This is a genomic window from Prochlorococcus sp. MIT 1306 (assembly GCF_047304515.1).
GTDB classification, from domain to species: domain Bacteria; phylum Cyanobacteriota; class Cyanobacteriia; order PCC-6307; family Cyanobiaceae; genus Prochlorococcus; species Prochlorococcus marinus_D.
In genome coordinates this window covers 1,810,751-1,829,328 of record NZ_CP138959.1, presented here as the reverse complement: position 1 = coordinate 1,829,328, position 18,578 = coordinate 1,810,751, and the positions used below count along the sequence as shown (strand labels likewise).

Here is an 18,578-nt window from a genome sequence, read left to right as displayed (position 1 = left end):
TGAATTAGAAGAGGTGCTCTTCAAGTTGATCGAATTGATTGATGGGTGTATAGGGAACAAAAGGTACGCCCGTGCCGGTGAAGTTGAAATCATTAAGACGGAAACGAAAGCCGCCGATGCCTTTGTAGGGGTTGAAGTAGAAACCGAAGTCATAGGAACGACGTTGCCAGCGCAGTTCGATGTTTGAGTTAATGATGTCACCGTAATAAGGTGAATCAGGATCTACGTTGTAAGCGACACCGGTATTAAGAATTAAAGGCCCCGCGATTTGCTGCGTTAGGCCGATCCCTAGGGTGGCAAGATCAATATTTTGGTCAAATTTAAATGGGCTAGAGCCTTGGATTAAAGTGCCCCCACCACTAATAGATAAACGCGTAAAATCTAAGAAGGGCTTGCTGAATGTCCCAAGTGTGAGGGCTGGTCCTCCGGTTAGACCAATGGTGGCTTTTCGCTCTCCATCGCCATAGGCATCAAAGGTGGTTGTGAGATTAGTGTTGAACCTAAGCCCAGGTACGATTGCTATAGGTGAGTAGCGGTAAGCTGCTTCAGGTGTTAGAGCAGCATGTTTGCCGATCCATAGTGGATATCTACTGTTTAGTGAACCGTAGAAATTAGCGCGCCAGAGGTCTGACAGATTTTCACTTTTGAATTTTTCTGCTTGATAGTTGCCTACACCAGCCCTAAGGAGGTAGTTGTTAGAAAGTTTGCCCCATGACCAAGCATCTTTCTTTTCCAGGAAAGCTCCATATGCTGAATAAATATCAGTTTCTCCTAGGGATCCATTCCAGGCTTCGTAGCGATAAGCCGCAAAAAGGTTGGCCTGCAAAGATCCAATCCAGGGAATCTCAAAGTTCCTTTTAAAATCACCCCAGTAACGGCTTCCATCGGCAAAATTTGATGGATTGAAGGTGCTTATATCAGCATTAATATCAACATCCCACCCCCAAGTGTTCCCAGTTAGTTCTGCTTCTAGGCCGAATAAATCAGCGGCCGTAATTGGCTGGGTTATTTTTTTGCTGTCAATCGAGCTACCAGGAGCGACGTAGCTTTTTGTCTCTCCGTCGATGGCTCGCTCTAGAAGGAATTGAGGCTGGAGGGAAAGGGTGTAGTTCTTTGTTAGCTCGATAGGTTTTAGATCGCGGCCAACAAAGAAACCATCTCGATCTTCATTGTCGATGCCAAATACCCAACGGTTTTCAACCTCTTCCTGTTTTTTGATGGTTTGGGTTCTGGAGACTGGTATCGGAAAACGCTCTTCTACAATGAGTCGATTGCGGCGGCTTTGGATCACAATGTCTCCATTAGGCTCTTCAGTGGCAATCACATCTTCGGCATCAATCCTCGTTTGAGAAGGTGTATAGGGATCATTGGAGAAGCCCATGCGGTCTGCTTTCCATCCCTCTGGGCTGATCGTGACCTTGGCAGCTTGAATCCTCCAGCGGCTGATAGAACCAGTGATGAGTTTGCTAGCTCCCTGTTGCTTGAGCTGAGAAGCGCGCACTCCGCCGTATTTGTTTTTTTCTCCGAGATTGCCTGTTGTTTTACCAACGCCCTGTCGCCTCTCAATGGTGAGAGCTTGTTGGAACTGGATGCTGCTAATACGTTGATCGATCTTGGCAATAGCCTTGGCGCGCAATGCTTCTTGCTCTGCTGGAGAGAGCGTCGATGAATTCGTCTGGGCGAGTCTTTGTCGCGTGGCAACAGCTTGGGGAGGTCTGGTGCCAAGAGGGAGAGCTTCTGCTTGGGCTTTAGGGTCACCCTCTCCAAGGGTGATCGACTCAAGTGTCTCTTGGAGCCCTTGGCGAGTTGTTCGATTAGCACGATCGGGGTCAGGACAACCCAATGGTGGCGGAACGTCAACTTGCTGCGGTGCTGTTTTGTCTTTGCCCCAGCGGTATCTCAAGCCAACAAGGTAAGCATTACTTCCTTCCTTGACACCGCTATAGGTGCCGAAGGCTCCTGAGCGATGGTGAATGCGTCCCACAAGAGAGAGTTGTTGTGAGACTGCGGCTTCAAGCTCAAAGCTCAGATAGTTGAGCAATTTTGCATAGTTCTCGCGGTAGGTCTTCTCATAGTTGCTATAGGCCGTATTGAAGCTGATTCCCTCGATCACGCCAAAACTCAACCACGGTTGCACCCATAGCCGTGCCCCGATACCCAGCACACCTTCACCAAAGCTCTGGGCAGGTGTGTCTGCAAATGGTACTGATTGATTGAATGCTCCTCCAGCTTGTTGGTTGGCATGGTGAGCAAAGAGGTCTGCTTCTAGTTCAAGAGCGAAGGGGCCTGCACGAGCGATTCTTTTCTGCAGACCCAGGCCCAGGAGATATTCCTCCCTCATTCGGCCATTGAACAGAAAGGTGTCTCCAAAATTCGAATCAATCATCTGGCCACCCCAAGCCGTTACGGCCCAGGGATGGGGATGCCAATCTGGTATCGGCGGCAGCACAGGTGGACAGGCCATGCCTGGTTGATTGTTTGCGCCTTGTCGAGATATCTCCGACGATTGCGGTGGCTGATCTAGCTGGACCCATTGATTGTTTTGGGCAAGACTTTGATTCCAGATCGTTGTTGAAGCGGTCTGGTTGCTGATGGCTCCAGCGGTGGTGCTGTTTAACTCAACGTCTAAAGCGGTGGGGAATCCGAGGCTTTCACTTTCTTGTATTGCTAGGCGCCGTCGTGGCTTTGAGGGGCTTTGTGGGATCTGAGCTGCATCGAGTGAATTGGGGCCAAGGTCGATTGCTGCGCTGTCGAGATCTAGAACGCCATAGACGTCCTCAAGTTCCCCTTCTTTTTGAATCAGGCTGTAACGCAGGGAACTGGCTTGGAAGTACTGAGATCCCTTGCGGAAACGAACACTCCCCCTTGCATAAAGAGTGTTGAAGCCGTTGTCGAACTCAACGCGATCTGCCTTGAGAACACCGCCGTTGAGAACGGCCCTCACTCGGCCTTCTGCGATAAAACGCTCTTGTCGGGCGTCATATCGCTGTCGATCAGCCCGAAGTTTGAGCTCTCGGGGAGGTTCTGGAGATTGTTGTGGAAGGCTGGGCTGGCGTTGAAGGCCTGTTGATTGCCCAATCTGCCTCGCTGGTATTGCGATGGGAGCCGCTTGGGTGGGCGAGGAGGTGCCTTCTTTGTATGAGTTGCTTGACTGAGAATTTGCTTCAGCAGGGATTAACCCTGTTGCAAGTAAGAGCCCAACGAGAAGGGTTGGGGGACTTTTCGCCGCCAATAGGCTTCAGCTGGGGCAGCTGATCTTCCCATAATTTATGGAAGATCTGCGCAGGCCTCAGTCCAGTGTGTTGCGTGACCCGAGAAGTTTCGCTTGCAAAGGCTTTTAGTCTTCGAGATCCTTACGGGCTGGTGTCCTCGCAGGATCGCTGGCCAAGAAGCCGAAGACGAAGACCGCAATAAAGAAGAAGACGACCGAGTAAACGGAGAGCTTGAGGGCGAGCATGGAGAGACCGTTCAGCTTCTAGTACATCGATGACATCTTATGGGGCATAGAGGACACTTAGGGATGCAGGAGCAGCTTCAAGCCCGACGATTGGCGTGGATTGAAACTTTTCGAAGTCGCTCTCGGTGGGATCTCAAGCCAGGTTGGTATCGGGTAGGGGATCGTGATCGGCGGTCTCTGCTTCAAGATGATTGGGCTCAAATCCATCGACCCGACTGGGTTGCTAGGGGTTTATTAGTCTGGCCTCGAGGCGGACTATGGCTGCAATTGCAGCAGGAGATCCTTTGTCCTGAAGACTGGCGACAAGCTCAAGCAAGTTGTTTGCGGCTGGTCTTGGGTTGGTGGGCTGATCAGATGCGGCTGTGGGTGGATGGTGTGTTGGTGCATGAGGGGGATCTCTTCGATACCACTTGTCGGTGGAGCCTTCCTGAATCGATCCGTTGGGAGCGACCTTTAACACTCTTGCTGGAGTTGAGGAGTCCTAGCCATGACGATGGCGCGTTGATCAACAGTGAGTTGGTGCTGGAACCCAGGGCCGGTGCAGTGGATCTAGATCAGGTTCTGCTACCTGAAGCGCTGGCGCTCTATTTAGAAGTGGGAGAGGTGTTGCCGGAGGCTTGGCTTGAGCTGGATCCGCACAGTCAGGAGGCAACCGTGGCTGTCGACCAGCAACTTCGCAATGCAGCGCGGCCGCCGGGGCTGATCCATTGGATCGGCCATGCCCATCTTGATTTGGCCTGGCTGTGGTCAGTGGCTGACACTTGGCAGGCGGCAGAGCGCACGTTCCGCTCTGTGCTGCACCTGATGCAGCGATTTCCTGATTTCCATTTCAGCCACTCCTCGCCAGCTCTCTATCAGTGGGTTGAACATCACCGTCCAACTCTTTTTGCTGCGCTTCAGGATGCAAGTCGGGCAGGTCGTTGGGAGCCGATCAATGGCCCTTGGGTCGAGACTGATTGTGTGCTGGTGAGCACTGCTTCGCTTTGGCGACAGTTCACGCTTGGACAGCAGTACAGCCGATCAGCATTTCCGGAGTGGTCCCATCATTTGGCCTGGCTTCCAGACAGCTTTGGCTTTGCCGCTGGTTTGCCAGCAGTAGCTACCCAGACAGGAATCCGTTGGTTCTGCACCCATAAACTGGCCTGGAATGCCAGTAATCCCTTCCCACATCGACTGTTTCGTTGGTGCAGTCGTGGTCAGGCTGAGGTGCTAGCGCTGATGCTTCCGCCAATTGGCACTGATGGGAATCCCGTGGCCATGCTTCGCGAGCAGCGGTCTTGGCAGGCGTCTACCGCTGTTGAAGAGGCTTTGTGGGTTCCGGGAGTTGGCGACCATGGAGGTGGCCCCACTGCAGAAATGCTGGAGCAGCTGCAGCTTTGGGAGGATCATCCTCAGGCTTTGCCCCAGAAGCCTGACACAGTAAGGTCTTATCTTGCAATGCTTGAGGCTCATGTTGAGACTCTGCCAGTGTGGCGTGATGAGCTCTATTTGGAGCTTCATCGCGGTTGTGCGACGACCCGTCCCGACCAGAAGCGTCAAAACCGACACCTTGAAAGGCTTTTGAGGGAAGCAGACCTGGCTATGGCTTTGCTGGCTTGCCACCTTGGCGATAGGGCTGACGTTCCAGGAACCTCGGCATCTTCATTGCCAGATTGGCGGCCTTTGCTCTTTCAGCAATTTCACGACATCCTTCCAGGCACATCGATTCCTGAAGTGTTTGAGCAGGCTAAGCCGGTCTGGCGATCGTCATGTCGTGAATCAAGGCGGAGCCGCGATCAGCATCTGCAGCAGCTTTTTCGCAGTGGGGTGTCCTGCTCCGATCGATTCGATCCAGAGTCTTCTGCTGGGTGCTGGGTCTGGATGGGTCTACAGCCACTACAGCGTTGGTCGCCTGTGCTGAGATTGCCACGAGATCAATGGGGCAGCGCCGGTAGGAAGCTTCCATGCCAAGAGGCCAAGGGAGGCGGAACCTGGGTGCAATTGCCTGTGCAGCAAGGGGTGACAGCAGTTCCGCTTCAACGTTCTGTCAGTAAGGCCTTAGATGTTGTTGATGGCTTACCTGTTCGTGGGGCTTTGCAGATTCAGCCCCTTGATCAAGGCGGTTGGCGGATTGGCAATGGCCTTTTGGAAGCTGATTTTGGTGCCGAAGGCTTGCAGCAACTTTGGGATCGGAACGGGACACCTCAGTTGGCAGGACCTCTGATCTGGGGGCGTTTTCGCGATCGGGGCGAATTTTGGGACGCCTGGGATCTGGCGGCCGATTATCGCCAGCATCCCTTGGCTCTGAACTGGAATGGTTCGATCGATCTGGTGGAGCGCGGACCTCTTGTAGCGCGCTTGGTCTTGCGAGGTTGGGCTGGGAGCAGTGCTCTGCGCCTTGATGTGCAGTTGAGAGCTGATTGCCCCTGGCTCGAGCTGCGTCTAGGCGTGGATTGGCGTCAAAGTCATGAGCTACTGCGTTTGGAGGTTCCCCTGGCTTGCTCAGCGGTGCGATGGGCGGCGGATACCAGCGGTGGAGTCATTGAACGTCCTGCTGAAGCTATGACGGCTAGGGAAAAAGCACGTTGGGAGGTCCCTTTGATCTCCTGGTTGGCGAGCGAGTCGGCGGCGCCGGGCGGTGGCCTTGCGGTGTTATTGGATGGGCCTCAGGGCGTTCAGGTGTGCCCAGACAGGCTTGGTGTTTCTCTGCTTAGAGGGGCTACCTGGCCAGATCCCTCGGCTGATCGGGGTTGGCATCGTCAGCAATTAGCACTGATGCCTGTTCCCGATGGTTGGAGTCGGGAGGCTGTTCCTCAGGCAGCGTTGGCTTTTAGAGAGCCGGGCTGGTTGGGGCCTTCTGATCTAAATGTGTCATGGTCAGGATTGCCATCGCTGCCTTCAAAGCTGGTTCCATTGGCTGTGACGTATGCCGAAGTAAGGCAGCTGAAGCTCAGCGTGCTTAATGCCGGTGCAACACGCCAGTCTTGGGCCGTAGGGAAGACTTGGCGGGTTGGTAGCGCTCACGAGTCCTGTCTCGGCGAAGCGGTAGAGCTGAAGCCTGGAGAGTTGGCTGAACTATTGCTTGAGCGTGTCGATTGATGTGATCGTCAATCTTCGTGTTCTTCAAAGGGGTCTTCGAGTTCTTTTGAGGGAGGACCAAAAGCTGTGTAGAGCCCGTATCCGGTCAGTCCGAAGGTGATGGTGACCATGGCAATGAGCAGGGTGTAGGTCTCGGAGGAGGAGTTTTCCATCACATCTCTCGACAGGATTAGTCCGTATGCGGACTATGACCATTACAGTAGGCATGCTTAATCACCATCCGAGACCGAAGCTCCGTTATGGCTCAAAGCACCCGTCTGGGAAATCTGATCAAATCTCTACCCGGCTACGCCCCTGGCAAGGTAGTGCCTGGTTGGGGCACTACCCCAGTGATGGCTGTGATCGGCTTCATGTTGCTGATTTTCCTTGTGACCATCTTGCAGATCTACAACCAGTCGCTTCTCCTCCAAAGCATCAGCTTTGAATAGACTGTCCTCGGCTCTGCTGGGCTGAGGTTCGCCTATGAATGTGTTCGGCATCGGTCTCCCCGAGATGGCGGTTATCGGCGCCATAGCACTGCTTGTATTTGGACCTAAACGACTTCCAGAGTTTGGTCGCACCCTTGGTAAAACCTTGAAAGGTTTTCAGGCAGCCTCAAAGGAATTCGAGCGCGAGATTCATAAAACGATGGCAGAACCTGAGTCCATCGAACAGGCTGCGACGGAAGAGTTCAAGCAGCAAGACACCAATGCAATAAGTGAAACCCCTCAGGAGGCTAAAAACCCTCCCGCCAGCTGAGAGTGGTATGAGGCCGGGTCGTTTACGTCTATTGGTAGGCCTAGGTAATCCAGGCTCAAAGTATGTCGGTACCCGTCACAACATCGGCTTCATGGCCCTCGATAAGTTGGCTGCGCAGAAGTCAGTCAGTTTCAGGCCGCAAACAAAGTTCCATGGACTGATGGCGGAAGTGGGGGTTGGCTCAGAGAGGGTTCGATTGCTGATGCCTCAGACTTATATGAATGAAAGCGGTCGGGCGATTCGTGCAGCCATCGATTGGTTTGGCTTGGAGGTTGATCAGTTGCTGGTGCTAGTAGATGACATGGATTTGCCTTTGGGTCGACTGCGGCTTCGCGCCCAGGGAAGTGCAGGAGGTCACAATGGTTTGCGCAGCGCGATTCAACATCTGGGGACTCAGCATTTTTGTCGTCTGAGGATCGGGATCGGTGCTCCAGGTTGTACCTCTGAGGAACGAAGAGCTCGAACCGTCTCGCATGTGCTCGGGGTGTTTAGTCGGCAGGAGAGCCTCCTAGTCGATCGAGTGCTCGATGAGGTGCTGATGGGTTTGGATCTGATTCAGTGCCTTGGGTTGGAACGGGCAGGTAATCGTCTCAATGCTTTTCAACCGGAGGGTTGTTCTGCCTGCTGATGAGTCATTTGCCTGTTACCACGGCTCGCCTCTGTGTTCACCGGCAAAGCTTTGCCGACCAACGCTTGGATGGGGAGGTCTCCGCTGGGGGGTTTCAGTGGCAGTTCAGCTGGGCTTTCGATCGGGGTGAACTGAAAGTGGAACCCTCTCTTGGTCGAGCACTGATTGAGGATGCTTTACTGCGCTTCCTCGTTAAGGCTGACTACCACCTTGAGCCTGGTGGGGATTATATGTTCACTGTTAGGGCCCGATTCTGAAGTTGGGTGGTCCGGGCCAAAGGAGTTGTTGCCCGAGGTGGTCTTCAAGCAACACCATTGCGGCTATGGCGTCCAGATGATGGGGAGGCAGGATCATTCCTCGGGGTAGCCAGCGGCGCCAGTTGCTTGGGGGCCATAGCTCCCAATAGCGATGGCGGGCGCGCAGTGTGCTCCCACGTTCTTCGACTACATGCAGGGGGGCAATGTGCAGCAGAAGGTTTTGCCAGTATTCACTGCTGGTGCCGTTGCCGATCAAGATGCCTTCTAAGGGTGCTTGGTTTTGCCAATGCATGATGAGGTCGAGCACCGCGGCTGCGGCCACCACTTTCCCCTCAAGCACAGCACTTGTTGCTGTATCGGCAAGAACTAATCCACATTTATTGCGACCAGGATCTACGGCCACAAGCTTTGTCATGGTTTGTCTACGGGAATCTTTGTCCAAGGACCACCCACGGGCTGAAGGACAACTGCTACCGGATCGGCCGTATCGCTGTTGCGGAGTGCCACGGCTTCTAGCTCAATCCGCTCTTGAGAACGGTTCAGTAATGCCTTGCCGAGCCGGTTCATTTCACTGCCATCGAACTGCAGTCCTGAACTGAGGGATCCGCGTCTTTTTACCTCTGCCAGAGTTGATGCAAGCAGGAGGCTAAGTCGGTTGCGTACGGTTTCGCTGCTCTTCTCGTTTTGGTCAAGAGTCGTTCGTGCGAGGACTTCGCCTTGTCGGACGATGTTGATATTTTGGCGAGCATCCGGGAAGGCATACACCACGTTCTCCCCACGCAACACGTTTGCGGCAGAGCGCACATAGACCACCCAGGTGCCTGGCTTTCGGATGATCTGTTCGATGCGGTTGATATCGGTGCGTGGCACGAGCAGGATCTGTCGATTGGCTTCTTCACCGGGACGTACGCGTCGAAAAGCCTCCAGGTTTGCATCCTGAAGTAGGCGGTCGATGACAGCTTTCGCCTGGCTGGGGTTGTCGAGCCGCAGGGTGGCTGCGGCAAGTTGCTGCCCACTGCTCAGCACAACATCCCCTCGACGTAAGGCAATGAGGTTGGTCTCGAGTTGCTTCAGTTCTTTTTCAGCCGAGCTAATTCTGCTGCGAACATTGGCTAGTTCAACTTCCGTTCGGCGGATGTCGGCATCTTTTTTGGAAATGTCGCGACTGAGACGAGCTCGTTCCGCTTCGAGCTGTTGTCTTTGTTTTTGTAGTGGTGCGAGTTCGTTGCGAAGGGCGTCAGCCCGCTTTTTGGCTTCCTTCAGTTCATTCTGAACCTGATTGCTGTCCGACCTGGCCTGCTTGAGATCAAGCTCGGCATTGAACTGGGCCGACCGACTTGAATTGAGGGCATCGCGGCTTTGTTGGAGTTTGGCCTGAAGGTCATCCAGTTCAAAAAGTCCTACTCGCAGTTGTCGACTGACCAGCAGCATCAGTCCTAGGGACAGGGCGCTAATCAGGCTGCCAGTGAGAACGGTGATGAATACGGCTGTCCTTCGCGGTCTGAGATTGAACAGGCTCAGCCTTGCTTTGCCTACACGGCTGCCAAGTCGATCGCCGAGGGTGGAGAGCACACCACCGAGGACGAGTAGGGAGAGGATCAGCAGCCAGCCGGTCACGACAATGGGCGGGTGGGATCAGGAATAGTTTCAACCCGTTTCACCATCCTGGACTGGGACGGGGATCAGTTGAATTTTTTAGCAAGGGCAATCGGATCAAGAACGGTGATTTTCTTGCGATCGATTTGCACTAGACCTGAATTGCGCAGGTCTCCCAACAGGCGAGTAATGGTGACGCGAGTCGAGCCGATTGCTTCAGCGATGGACTGATGTGAGAGGCGTAGGTCAATGGTGATTCCTTGTTCCCCTGGAACCCCGAAATCCCTGCAGAGGACTAGTAGGAAACTCACAAGCCTTGATGACATGTCGCGGTGAGTGAGGGTCTCGATCATGGTCTCGGTTTGCAAGATCCGACTTGAGAGACCCTGCAGCAGAAGTAACCCCACGCTGGTGTCGTTTTCGATCGCCTGGCGAACTGAGGTGGCTGGCGCTGTGATCATTTCCACTCGGGTGAAGGCTACGGAGTGATAAAAACGGTCTGAGCGATGGCCTGTGAGCAGAGAGAGCACGCCAAATAGGCTGTTTTCACGCAGTAATGCCACGGTGATCTCTTCACCAGATTCATAGACCCGAGATAGCCGAACGGCGCCGCGTCGAATGAGATAAACCTTTTCGGCAGGATCGCCAGGAAAGAAGATGGTTTTGGAACGCTCCACCATTTCGTTGCTGGCGCCATCCAGTTCACGGATGACTTCCAGCAGGGTTTTCTGGGTTGGAGCAGGCGAGTTGGCCATGCTTCCGGACCCTTGAACATAGGGTTGCTGGGCGTAACGGCTGAAGCCGCGGATGACGCCGGTCATGGCTGCGCAGCAAACGGCAGAAATATGAAGTTAGGGAGTGGACCTCCACCACCATGTAGCAATGGTGACGGTTTTTAGTCTTCTTGCATTAACGCTGAACGTTGGAAGGCTTGTAGATGTTGTAGGCCTGGTTCTGCCAGATTCAGCAAGTCGTTGAGTTGATTCCTGCTGAATGGAGCCCCTTCAGCGGTGCCCTGCAGCTCCAATAGGTGCCCATTGGAGCCCATTACCACGTTTAGATCCACATCAGCCTTGGAGTCTTCGCTGTAGTCGAGGTCAAGGAGGGGATAACTATCGACTAAGCCAACGGATACTGCAGCAACTTGGTCGATGACGGGTTGATGCGTGAGCAGGCCTTGTTCCAGCAAGCGATCGCAGCCTCGTTTTAAGGCGATCCAAGCGCCGGTGATGGCGGCTGTACGTGTGCCGGCATCAGCCTGAATGACGTCACAATCAATTCGCAGGGTGGTTTCCCCAAGAGCGGCCATGTCGATCACGGCGCGCAGGCTGCGGCCAATGAGGCGTTGAATTTCTTGAGTGCGTCCGGAAAGCTTGAGCAGTTCACGGTTCTGTCTTTGCGGTGTAGACCCAGGGAGAAGGCGGTACTCGGCGCTGAGCCAGCCTTTGCCTTGGCCTTTGCGCCAGCGGGGGACACCTTCTTCAACGCAAACACTGCAGAGCACTGCGGTGCGACCAGTGCGGATGATTAAGGAACTGAGGGCAAAGCCCATTGGATCCCATGTGATCTGAAGGGGCCGCATATCGTCAGCAAGGCGGCCGTCAGCACGTGACTGGGGGGATGTGAGCATCGTGCTGTTGGTGGGTGAGATGACCTGAGCCTGGCAGAAACAGGTGCTTTTACACCATGGATAGTGTCAAGAGCCTTGTTAAGCAGCTTCCCACCGCTACATTTGATTTCTGCTGGTTTAGTCGGGGCGATTGAGACTTTTATGACTGCCAGTCTGAGCCCTAGCCATCGCTCCGTGGATCCGTGCATAACGGACCATCGCTTGCAGGAGAGTGATGGGAGTCGGTCTTTGGCAGCAGTTGCTGATAGGCGTCTGCTGCATCTGGTAGCTCCTGAAGGGCAGCTTCAGGTTTATACAGCCCCCTATCGAGGCAGTTTTTCTGTTGTCTTGAGTCAGGCGTTAAGAGCGGCTGGTCTGGGAAGTCGTGTGTTGGTGGCTCAGTTCCTCAAGGGAGGAGTAGATCAAGGCCCAGATGGGCGTGTGCGCCTATGTGGGCGACTTGAGTGGCTGCGCCCGGCGGTTCCTGGCTGTCTGTCTGAGCCTGCTTCAACGCTTGCCGTTGACTCCAGCGCACCTGAGGCCGTGGAGGCCATTTGGCAGGAATGTCGGGATCGCATCTTGGCGAGTGATTTTGATCAAATGGTGTTGGATGAGGTTGGTCTGGCGATTGCTCTTGGTTATCTCAATGAAGCTGATGTGTTAACAACTCTGGAGCAGCGCCCTGGGTCGATGGATGTCATCTTGACTGGCTCAGTCATGCCATCGATCCTGATGGCAATGGCTGATCAGGTCACTGAGTTGCGTCGTGGTTTCTAATGCTTAAAAACGACCGTTGGATCACCGAACAGGCCGCAGCAGGGATGCTTGAACCCTTTCAAGCCGGATTGATTCGACATCTTGATCCTGAGCAGCATCAACGGCCTGTACTTAGTTTTGGCTGTTCTTCCTTTGGTTATGACCTAAGGCTCTCTGCGAAGGAGTTTTTGATCTTTCGCCATGTACCAGGCACGGTGATGAATCCGAAGCGATTTAATCCTGCAAATCTCGAATCCACCCCTTTGCATCAGGACGAGGATGGCGAGTATTTCATCCTGCCAGCTCATTCTTATGGTCTCGGTGTGGCGCTGGAGAAGATGAAGGTGCCATCAAATATCACTGTAATTTGCCTAGGTAAGAGTACCTATGCTCGCCTTGGCATCATCGTTAATACAACTCCCGCCGAAGCCAGTTGGGAAGGGCATCTCACGCTTGAATTCAGCAATAGTTCTGGAGCTGATTGCCGTATCTATGCCAATGAAGGCATTTGTCAGCTTCTTTTCTTCGAGGGTGATCCCTGCGATACCACCTACAGCGATCGCCAGGGTAAATATCAACATCAGCCAGAACGCGTCACTCTCGCCAGGATTTGAACGAAAAAGATCTGTTGAATGCATGTCTGCTCTCAACAGATCTTTTTGATTTTGTAGACATTGATAGAGTGAAGCTACTGATCTCCTCCCCCACTTATGTCAGACAAGCAGCCAAAGTCAGCACCTCCTGAGGTTGAGGTGAATACCTCAGGTGATTATCTTGGTGGATGGGGACAGTTTGGCAACTCTTTTGTCTTTTGGGTGAGTGCTGTCGTTCTCGCCGCTTGTGTAGGAGTTTTGGTGTTCAGTATTAGCCTGCTTCAAGGTTAAAGATGAGATTTTTTGCAACTTAACTCCATGAGACGGACTTCTTTGCTGTTCAGGCTTTCTGCTGGTTTTGAAATTCTTGGTGGGATTTTTGCTCTTGTTCTGCCGATTAAATTTTGTTCACTACTTTTTGGTTATACGCTAGTCACTGAACAGGTAGGTATTGCAAGATTATTTGCATTGGCAATCATTGCTCTTGGCGGGGCGTGCTGGGAAGCATCAAGCCATGCGCCGATGCAAAATCCGAGAAGATCTCTTTGTTATTATAATATTGCTGTTGGCCTTTTGTTAACGTCTATTGGTGTGAGCCAAGATGTAATTGGTGTTCTTTTGTGGCCAGGAGTATTTATTCATCTTGCAATAGGGATTTTGCTTTTGCCTGGCCTTAGAAAGCTAGAGATTTCCTAGGTAAGGGAATTGATGCTATTGATTTGGTTAAATGCCTAAATGGTTTATTTACAAATCAGTCCTAGATATAAGAAGAATTTGGCTAGACAAAGAAACTTGCGATTGTTTAGGGATTGGGATATTTGGCCTAATCGGCTTTTAACGCTAAGTTCAACAAGGCGCCTCAATAACACTGCTCTGACTCAGCAGAAGATGCTTGGCATGAAAGGATGTCTTTAGTATCGTATTGCCGAGCCAATTCTCCAATTATTTTTGGACAAAGGAGTATTGATATGGTTTTCTAAATGCAAAGGCATCAAGATATTTGCTGTTTGGCAAGTGATAACTATCTTCTAAGGCTAATGAAAATACCTCTGAGCATATACGAAGACGAAGCTGACTTTTCTATTGATGATTATTTCTCAGTCTGGCTAAGAATTGAGATTAAATTGATGCATGAGAACTGGAGCAACCATTGCAAATTAGGCCTGCTGAACTTGGATCATTTTGAAAAAGCCAGTCGCAAGGAAGTTGATCACCTTGATATACAAATAAATATTCAGTATCAGGGAATGTGTTTGTATAACGATCCAAAAAGTTATCAAAATTATCCCAACTCCAATGGCCAAAAATCTCTTTTCCACCACAGGGATTTGATTTGGAGGGATCTAAACTTCCGCCAAGACAACAACTGTCATCTCTGGAAATTGCAAATGCAGGAGCCCCTAGCTCTGGGGAGCCAAACTTATCTGGTGAATCAAGGTATGAAGCTGGACCTAAAATTGCATCATGGAATTCTTTGAAAGCCGCCTTTGGGTTGTCTACATTGGAGCTAAAAATGTTGTTTGTCCTAGCATCTGGCTGCGAATAGTATTCATAAACGTTTAACAAAGGAGCGTCCCAGTTGTTCTTGATGCCAAAAGCATTCCAAACTGAAATTCTAGAATAGTTTACATTTTTTCCGTCAAGTGCAGCCTTGAAATTATCAACAAAGTCCATTGCAGTGGCGGCCTTCATTGTCGGAGTGTCTTCTGCATCAACACCTAGCAGAAGCGGTTTTGTGTTGTTGAGCTGTGAAATAATGGTTGCAATATTCTCTAGGTTTTTGTTATAGTAAGGACTAAATTGCAATCCAACCGAAAGCCCAGAGCCCTCAGCTTTGGCCACAAATTCTTGAAGATAAGTCAATGCATCCGCCGGTAAAGTGGCATATCCGTCGAGCATTAGAGTAATCCCAACAGTATCAAATCTCTTGCTAGACGCTGTATCGACTAGCGCATCGATATAGTCAGGCCATTTTTCAGCTGTAAATAAGTCTTTAGCAGGGTCATGGTAACCATCATGCCAGAGCACTCTCTCAGTTGTCATGAGATGTTAAACCTTTTCTGAATGATAGCGAGTGAAAGATTGCCATATCAATCTCAGGAATATGGTTTCATTGATTGGCATTTTTTCTAATCACTTTGCTGTATTGCAATGGCAGGGCAATTGCTTTTGATTCCTTGAGTTGAATCATTTCTTGTAGGTTGTCTAAGAAGACAGCGGCAATCTAAGAAAGCACTTTAAAAACTTCACTGTAGCAAGGTTTGTTTTAGGGTTATGGCCCATAGACTGTTTGTTTAGGCTGCTTGCGATATCTTGTTCGAGCCTTATGCGACTAGAGTCTTAGTTTGCAGAAGGTATTGATATTTTGCTTGATCTATTGAGTCGATATAGTTACATTAGTTGATGGCTCAAGAGTTCATGCAATGGCTCGTCATGTTATCGATATTTGCTGATTGACTGCTTTTAGATTAGCCATGGCTCATTGGCCCAATGGCCTCTAAATCGTTTTGCTTCTCTGTTCGTTCTTGTGATGCATTCAGGTTGCTGATAGCGCCTACACCGGCGAATTTGGGTAGTGGTTGGTTTTGAATCAGAGCGTCAGTTAATTGCTGTAGTTGTTCTTGAGTGCGTGCACCCAGTGAGAGACCCTGCAGTTTGCCTTTGTTATCGAAGAAGTTCAGCTGGGGAATGCCGTTGACGTCGTAGCGATCGACAAGGTCTTGCCAGCGGGGGTTGTCGACGTTCACTAGCACAACGTCGAGCTGGTTTTCCCTTTCACGTTCCGTTGTGAGCATGGCTGGGGCCATTTCACGACAGGCTTGACACCAATCAGCATAAAATTCGATCACGGTCGGTCGACCATTGGTGAGTGCGACATCTGGGTCGAGGGAGCGTCGTGCCAGTTGCTCGAGCGGTGCCTCAGCATTGAGGCCGCCCCGCAGCATGAAAAGAACGACTGCTAATGCCAATGCTGTGAATAGCAGGATCAACCTTTGGCCTTGGCCGAGAGTGGAAGACGGGGAACTTCCGGTCATGATGGGCAAGATTCTCGATGCACTTTGGCAGGTCTGTTTTGTTGTTGTTGCTCGCTTCAATGGGCTAACTGTTCAGAATTGAAGCGTCTTTTCACCATTCGTTGAGGCTGATGCTGATGCTGCGTCTCCTCGTTGTGCCCTTTCGTGCCCCCTCGTTGCTGTTGCTCTTTGGGGTGGCGGTCGTTATGGGCAACCATTGGTCGTTGCTTCAGGCTGAGCAGATAGACAGCCTCGGTATTGATGTTGAGCTCTTCTGGATTGTTGAGGTCCTTCAGGCTGTCGTGTTGGTAGTGATTTGCACGATGCCGGATCTGATCTTGCGTCAGGTCTCCTTGCTGATGGCTGCCAGTCGTGCAATCAGTTTGCTGGTGGTTTTGTTGTTGGTGATCACCGCTGGCCTGTACCTACTGCACCTGAGCCTGCTTGCGGATGTTCTCATCCTTGCTTCTGCGGTATTGCTTGCGCGCTTGGATCTCACTCGCATTCGTGTGGTTCCACCACCGGTTGTGATGGCGATTGCTCTGGGTTTGATTTTGCTTGGTGGGATATGGATTGGCCAGCAGATCTCTACACCTTTACATCCCCGTCTCGCAGAGCTTTTGGCTGGATAGGCCTAAATAGCTCCAGAGGTTGCCGAGAACCTTTTTTGTATACAGCCGTGTCTCTGGGTAAGGGATTCGTTCTGCCCAGAGCTCAGGGTCCGCAGCCAGTTCTGGGGTTAGCCAGTCGGCTACTGCAGCTGGCCCTGCGTTGTAACTGCCCACTGTCAGCCATGGATTGCCTTGCCATTGCTTCAGCAGCATTGCTAGGTAACGGGCCCCAAGTTCAATATTGGTTTCAGGAGTGGCCAGCACTTGCTTGTTCAGAGGGCTATCGCTGAGTTCTGCCGCTGTTTCCGGCATCAGTTGCATCAGCCCTATTGCGCCTACTGGAGACTCCACGCCTGGCGAGAAGCGTGATTCTTGCTTTGCTATGGCCAGCAATAGTTCAGCTCGGAGGTCACTGCGGTGACTCGCTTTTTTGATCTCAGGCCAAAAGCGATATGGATGTTGGCTGTGATGGAGCAGTTGGCGTGTGTGGCAGTCCTCACCTACGAGTCGCAGGCTTGTTCGCCACAGCCGACTTAGCCCCGTCCAGTCATCGCCGACGGCCATCCTGAGCCGCCCTTCCACCATCCTGGTGTTGGGATCATGTTGTGCGCGATCGACTTCAACCCTCAGAGTCAGCCACGTTTCCCAGGCCTCCATTGCCAGACCAAGTCGCCAGAGTTCGTCTACAAGCTTTTCTCCACTGCCTAGTGGGGTCCAGGATGGGAGCTCAGGGTTTGAAATTGATACGGGTTGCCCTAGCAGTGCAGGAAGATCAGCTCGACCAAGGCGTGCCTGGGCGCGCCAGGTGTAGTAACCATTGGGATGGGATCGCAGCAGCTTTTCCCAGATTTTGGTGGCCTCTCGATTGCGACCCTGTTTGGAGGCAGTGAATCCGATCCAGAACTGTTGCCTAGCGGCGAGGGGCTCCGGCAATTTTTGGGTTGGGATGCTTTCGAGAATCGATTGGGCCTTGTTCCATTCCTCTTTCAGCAGAGCGTCTCGGCTCAGATCCCATTGCAGTTGCCAGCTAGCAGGACTATCAGGCCAGCGTTGAAACACCTCGTCTGCTTGGATCCCATTTTCGAGGCGTACGCGGGCTGCCGCCACGCTGGGGGAACGATCAGCAAGGGCAGGCGGCAAGGACTCCAGCAGAGTTGCCTTCGGATGAAGAGGTTCACTGAGGAGGCTCACCGCTTTAAGGCTTTCAGCAGCCTCTGGATCGTTTTGAGCCAGCTTCAAGAGCAGAGATTCGCCCTGGAGTTGTTCTTCCTTATTGCCTCGTAGCAGTGTCTGGCCAATGGCTAGGGCTGTTGCAGGATCAGGGGCTTGTTCTTGTAGGCAGCTCAGGGCTGTTCTGCCGTCGCCTAGTTGTGCAAGACCAAGGGCTAGTTCTTGTCGCTCTTGGTTTGAATGTCCGTTCCTTGCCGGAGCGCTGCAGGCGCTGCGTAGGACTTCTGCGGCACCTGGCCAGAAGACCCCCCAACGCGTGAGGTGAATGGCTCTTTGATGGCGACTGTTGCTGGTATCCAGTTCAATTGCGCTGGCTAGTGCCGCTGGATGAGCAGGATGTTGCTCGAGGAGTTGCTGTCGCAGTTCAGGGTTATGGCGCCCGAGGCTGTAATACGCATCAGCCGCCGTCGTCGTGTTTGGAAAACGTTTCAGCAGGCTTTGCCAAAGATGATTGGCCTTTGATTTTTCCCCAAGACGCTCGGCTGTTTGGGCTTGCAGCTTGAGGGCAACGGCTGCTAAGGGGCTGTTCCCCCAGCCTTGGCCAGCCAACAGCTTCTGATGCCTAAGGGTTGATCCTTTTGTCTTGCTCACGAGCAGCAATGAGGCATCTCGGCGTTGCTGGGGATCGATTGACCAGCGATAGGCCTGCCAGAGCTCTGTTTGCGACATTCTTGGCGTAAGTCGCTTGAGCTGTGGTTTTAAAAGGGCTTGCCCAGCGAGGCTTGCCGCCAAGCTGAGTAGGGCTGTACCTCCGAGTAGAGGGAATCCGCGAAAGGGGCTCGCGATCACGCCAGAGCAGAAACTGTTGGCATTCTGTGGCGATGAAGTCCAGATGTGTGATGCAGTCTTCGCAAGGATTTATGCCGCTTGCTCAGGCTCAGCGCTCTGAGTGTGCACCCGTTGCGGAAGCGGCATGATTCGTTGGGGGATTGCGCTGGCTTTGGCCAATGCAGTTGCGGCCTTGATGGATTGTGGCTTTGGTTATGGCTTTGGTTATGGCTTGAAGTGTGC

The 18,578-nt window shown here is 52.3% G+C and carries 20 protein-coding genes; 10 read left to right on the top strand and 10 right to left on the bottom strand.

The window, feature by feature from the left end:
• Positions 1-4: 4 nt before the first annotated feature.
• Both SIB74_RS09240 and SIB74_RS09235 read right to left on the bottom strand, forming a co-directional pair.
• On the bottom strand, positions 5-3,232 hold the full coding sequence (locus SIB74_RS09240; RefSeq protein ID WP_063396843.1) for a DUF3769 domain-containing protein: 3,228 nt from the start codon (positions 3,230-3,232) through the stop codon (positions 5-7).
• 105 nt (positions 3,233-3,337) lie between these two features.
• Positions 3,338-3,457, bottom strand: coding sequence for a photosystem II reaction center protein I (locus SIB74_RS09235; protein WP_011827047.1), 120 nt, complete (start codon positions 3,455-3,457; stop codon positions 3,338-3,340).
• Between the two features lie 63 nt (positions 3,458-3,520).
• Here SIB74_RS09235 and SIB74_RS09230 point away from each other — a divergent pair, with 63 nt between their 5' ends.
• The gene (locus SIB74_RS09230) at positions 3,521-6,535 is read left to right on the top strand and encodes an alpha-mannosidase (protein WP_063396844.1); all 3,015 of its coding nucleotides are present in this window, start codon (positions 3,521-3,523) and stop codon (positions 6,533-6,535) included.
• A gap of 8 nt (positions 6,536-6,543) precedes the next feature.
• Here SIB74_RS09230 and psbN read toward each other — a convergent pair whose 3' ends face one another.
• Positions 6,544-6,687, bottom strand: coding sequence for a photosystem II reaction center protein PsbN (gene psbN, locus SIB74_RS09225; protein WP_063396845.1), 144 nt, complete (start codon positions 6,685-6,687; stop codon positions 6,544-6,546).
• Between the two features lie 87 nt (positions 6,688-6,774).
• Here psbN and psbH point away from each other — a divergent pair, with 87 nt between their 5' ends.
• From psbH to SIB74_RS09205, 4 genes are read left to right on the top strand one after another with little or no spacing between them, the layout of a single operon-like run.
• The gene (gene psbH / locus SIB74_RS09220; protein ID WP_063396846.1) at positions 6,775-6,963 is read left to right on the top strand and encodes a photosystem II reaction center phosphoprotein PsbH; all 189 of its coding nucleotides are present in this window, start codon (positions 6,775-6,777) and stop codon (positions 6,961-6,963) included.
• Between the two features lie 34 nt (positions 6,964-6,997).
• Positions 6,998-7,273: a TatA/E family twin arginine-targeting protein translocase gene (locus SIB74_RS09215; RefSeq protein WP_063396847.1), complete on the top strand. Its 276-nt coding sequence runs from the start codon at positions 6,998-7,000 to the stop codon at positions 7,271-7,273.
• A gap of 7 nt (positions 7,274-7,280) precedes the next feature.
• A complete protein-coding gene (pth, locus tag SIB74_RS09210) occupies positions 7,281-7,901 on the top strand; it encodes an aminoacyl-tRNA hydrolase (RefSeq protein WP_063396848.1) in 621 nt (206 codons plus the stop codon).
• The gene (locus SIB74_RS09205; protein WP_011131201.1) at positions 7,901-8,158 is read left to right on the top strand and encodes a DUF3146 family protein; all 258 of its coding nucleotides are present in this window, start codon (positions 7,901-7,903) and stop codon (positions 8,156-8,158) included. Before pth ends, SIB74_RS09205 begins: the two co-directional genes overlap by 1 nt.
• On the opposite strand, the gene SIB74_RS09200 is transcribed toward SIB74_RS09205, so the two are convergent.
• From SIB74_RS09200 to rph, 4 genes are all read right to left on the bottom strand, one after another.
• Entirely contained in the window at positions 8,142-8,573 is a 432-nt protein-coding gene (locus tag SIB74_RS09200) for a resolvase (RefSeq protein ID WP_231906136.1), read from the bottom strand. The genes SIB74_RS09205 and SIB74_RS09200 overlap by 17 nt on opposite strands.
• The gene (locus SIB74_RS09195; protein ID WP_063396850.1) at positions 8,570-9,775 is read right to left on the bottom strand and encodes a DUF3084 domain-containing protein; all 1,206 of its coding nucleotides are present in this window, start codon (positions 9,773-9,775) and stop codon (positions 8,570-8,572) included. The genes SIB74_RS09200 and SIB74_RS09195 overlap by 4 nt, the downstream gene beginning before the upstream one ends.
• Positions 9,776-9,840: 65 nt before the next feature.
• Positions 9,841-10,575, bottom strand: a complete 735-nt coding sequence (gene ntcA, locus SIB74_RS09190) for a global nitrogen regulator NtcA (protein ID WP_041374935.1) — start codon at positions 10,573-10,575, stop codon at positions 9,841-9,843.
• Positions 10,576-10,649: 74 nt separating this feature from the next.
• On the bottom strand, positions 10,650-11,384 hold the full coding sequence (gene rph, locus SIB74_RS09185) for a ribonuclease PH (RefSeq protein ID WP_063396851.1): 735 nt from the start codon (positions 11,382-11,384) through the stop codon (positions 10,650-10,652).
• A 141-nt stretch (positions 11,385-11,525) separates the two neighbouring features.
• On the opposite strand from rph, the gene SIB74_RS09180 reads away from it, so the two are divergent.
• The 4 genes from SIB74_RS09180 (at position 11,526) to SIB74_RS09165 (ending at position 13,408) form a co-directional block, all read left to right on the top strand.
• On the top strand, positions 11,526-12,140 hold the full coding sequence (locus SIB74_RS09180; RefSeq protein ID WP_063397005.1) for a cob(I)yrinic acid a,c-diamide adenosyltransferase: 615 nt from the start codon (positions 11,526-11,528) through the stop codon (positions 12,138-12,140).
• Positions 12,140-12,733 (top strand): dCTP deaminase, encoded by a 594-nt coding sequence (dcd, locus tag SIB74_RS09175; protein WP_011131195.1) that lies wholly within the window; start codon positions 12,140-12,142, stop codon positions 12,731-12,733. Before SIB74_RS09180 ends, dcd begins: the two co-directional genes overlap by 1 nt.
• A 96-nt stretch (positions 12,734-12,829) precedes the next feature.
• Positions 12,830-13,003 (top strand): hypothetical protein, encoded by a 174-nt coding sequence (locus SIB74_RS09170; RefSeq protein ID WP_156486177.1) that lies wholly within the window; start codon positions 12,830-12,832, stop codon positions 13,001-13,003.
• A 27-nt stretch (positions 13,004-13,030) separates the two neighbouring features.
• Positions 13,031-13,408, top strand: coding sequence for a hypothetical protein (locus SIB74_RS09165; protein WP_231906137.1), 378 nt, complete (start codon positions 13,031-13,033; stop codon positions 13,406-13,408).
• A 423-nt stretch (positions 13,409-13,831) separates the two neighbouring features.
• Here the strand turns inward: SIB74_RS09165 and SIB74_RS09160 are convergent, their stop codons facing one another.
• Complete coding sequence (locus SIB74_RS09160) at positions 13,832-14,755, bottom strand: hypothetical protein (RefSeq protein ID WP_063396853.1); 924 nt, start codon at positions 14,753-14,755, stop codon at positions 13,832-13,834.
• A gap of 425 nt (positions 14,756-15,180) precedes the next feature.
• The gene (locus SIB74_RS09155) at positions 15,181-15,747 is read right to left on the bottom strand and encodes a thioredoxin family protein (protein ID WP_063396854.1); all 567 of its coding nucleotides are present in this window, start codon (positions 15,745-15,747) and stop codon (positions 15,181-15,183) included.
• 116 nt (positions 15,748-15,863) lie between these two features.
• Between SIB74_RS09155 and SIB74_RS09150 the strand changes: the two genes are divergently transcribed.
• Positions 15,864-16,358, top strand: coding sequence for a hypothetical protein (locus SIB74_RS09150; RefSeq protein WP_082818532.1), 495 nt, complete (start codon positions 15,864-15,866; stop codon positions 16,356-16,358).
• Here SIB74_RS09150 and SIB74_RS09145 read toward each other — a convergent pair.
• Positions 16,323-18,356, bottom strand: coding sequence for a lytic transglycosylase domain-containing protein (locus tag SIB74_RS09145; RefSeq protein WP_063396856.1), 2,034 nt, complete (start codon positions 18,354-18,356; stop codon positions 16,323-16,325). The two genes, SIB74_RS09150 and SIB74_RS09145, sit on opposite strands and share 36 nt — an antisense overlap.
• Positions 18,357-18,578: the final 222 nt, after the last annotated feature.

What these genes read in the sequence shown, in the direction of transcription:
- SIB74_RS09235 (WP_011827047.1), bottom strand. Translation starts at nt 3,457, where the DNA reads ATGCTCGCCCTCAAGCTCTCCGTTTACTCGGTCGTCTTCTTCTTTATT.
- SIB74_RS09230 (WP_063396844.1), top strand. Translation starts at nt 3,521, where the DNA reads ATGCAGGAGCAGCTTCAAGCCCGACGATTGGCGTGGATTGAAACTTTT.
- psbN (WP_063396845.1), bottom strand. Translation starts at nt 6,687, where the DNA reads ATGGAAAACTCCTCCTCCGAGACCTACACCCTGCTCATTGCCATGGTC.
- psbH (WP_063396846.1), top strand. Translation starts at nt 6,775, where the DNA reads ATGGCTCAAAGCACCCGTCTGGGAAATCTGATCAAATCTCTACCCGGC.
- SIB74_RS09215 (WP_063396847.1), top strand. Translation starts at nt 6,998, where the DNA reads ATGAATGTGTTCGGCATCGGTCTCCCCGAGATGGCGGTTATCGGCGCC.
- pth (WP_063396848.1), top strand. Translation starts at nt 7,281, where the DNA reads ATGAGGCCGGGTCGTTTACGTCTATTGGTAGGCCTAGGTAATCCAGGC.
- SIB74_RS09205 (WP_011131201.1), top strand. Translation starts at nt 7,901, where the DNA reads ATGAGTCATTTGCCTGTTACCACGGCTCGCCTCTGTGTTCACCGGCAA.
- SIB74_RS09200 (WP_231906136.1), bottom strand. Translation starts at nt 8,573, where the DNA reads ATGACAAAGCTTGTGGCCGTAGATCCTGGTCGCAATAAATGTGGATTA.
- ntcA (WP_041374935.1), bottom strand. Translation starts at nt 10,575, where the DNA reads ATGACCGGCGTCATCCGCGGCTTCAGCCGTTACGCCCAGCAACCCTAT.
- rph (WP_063396851.1), bottom strand. Translation starts at nt 11,384, where the DNA reads ATGCTCACATCCCCCCAGTCACGTGCTGACGGCCGCCTTGCTGACGAT.
- SIB74_RS09180 (WP_063397005.1), top strand. Translation starts at nt 11,526, where the DNA reads ATGACTGCCAGTCTGAGCCCTAGCCATCGCTCCGTGGATCCGTGCATA.
- dcd (WP_011131195.1), top strand. Translation starts at nt 12,140, where the DNA reads ATGCTTAAAAACGACCGTTGGATCACCGAACAGGCCGCAGCAGGGATG.
- SIB74_RS09170 (WP_156486177.1), top strand. Translation starts at nt 12,830, where the DNA reads ATGTCAGACAAGCAGCCAAAGTCAGCACCTCCTGAGGTTGAGGTGAAT.
- SIB74_RS09165 (WP_231906137.1), top strand. Translation starts at nt 13,031, where the DNA reads ATGAGACGGACTTCTTTGCTGTTCAGGCTTTCTGCTGGTTTTGAAATT.
- SIB74_RS09160 (WP_063396853.1), bottom strand. Translation starts at nt 14,755, where the DNA reads ATGACAACTGAGAGAGTGCTCTGGCATGATGGTTACCATGACCCTGCT.
- SIB74_RS09155 (WP_063396854.1), bottom strand. Translation starts at nt 15,747, where the DNA reads ATGACCGGAAGTTCCCCGTCTTCCACTCTCGGCCAAGGCCAAAGGTTG.
- SIB74_RS09150 (WP_082818532.1), top strand. Translation starts at nt 15,864, where the DNA reads ATGCTGCGTCTCCTCGTTGTGCCCTTTCGTGCCCCCTCGTTGCTGTTG.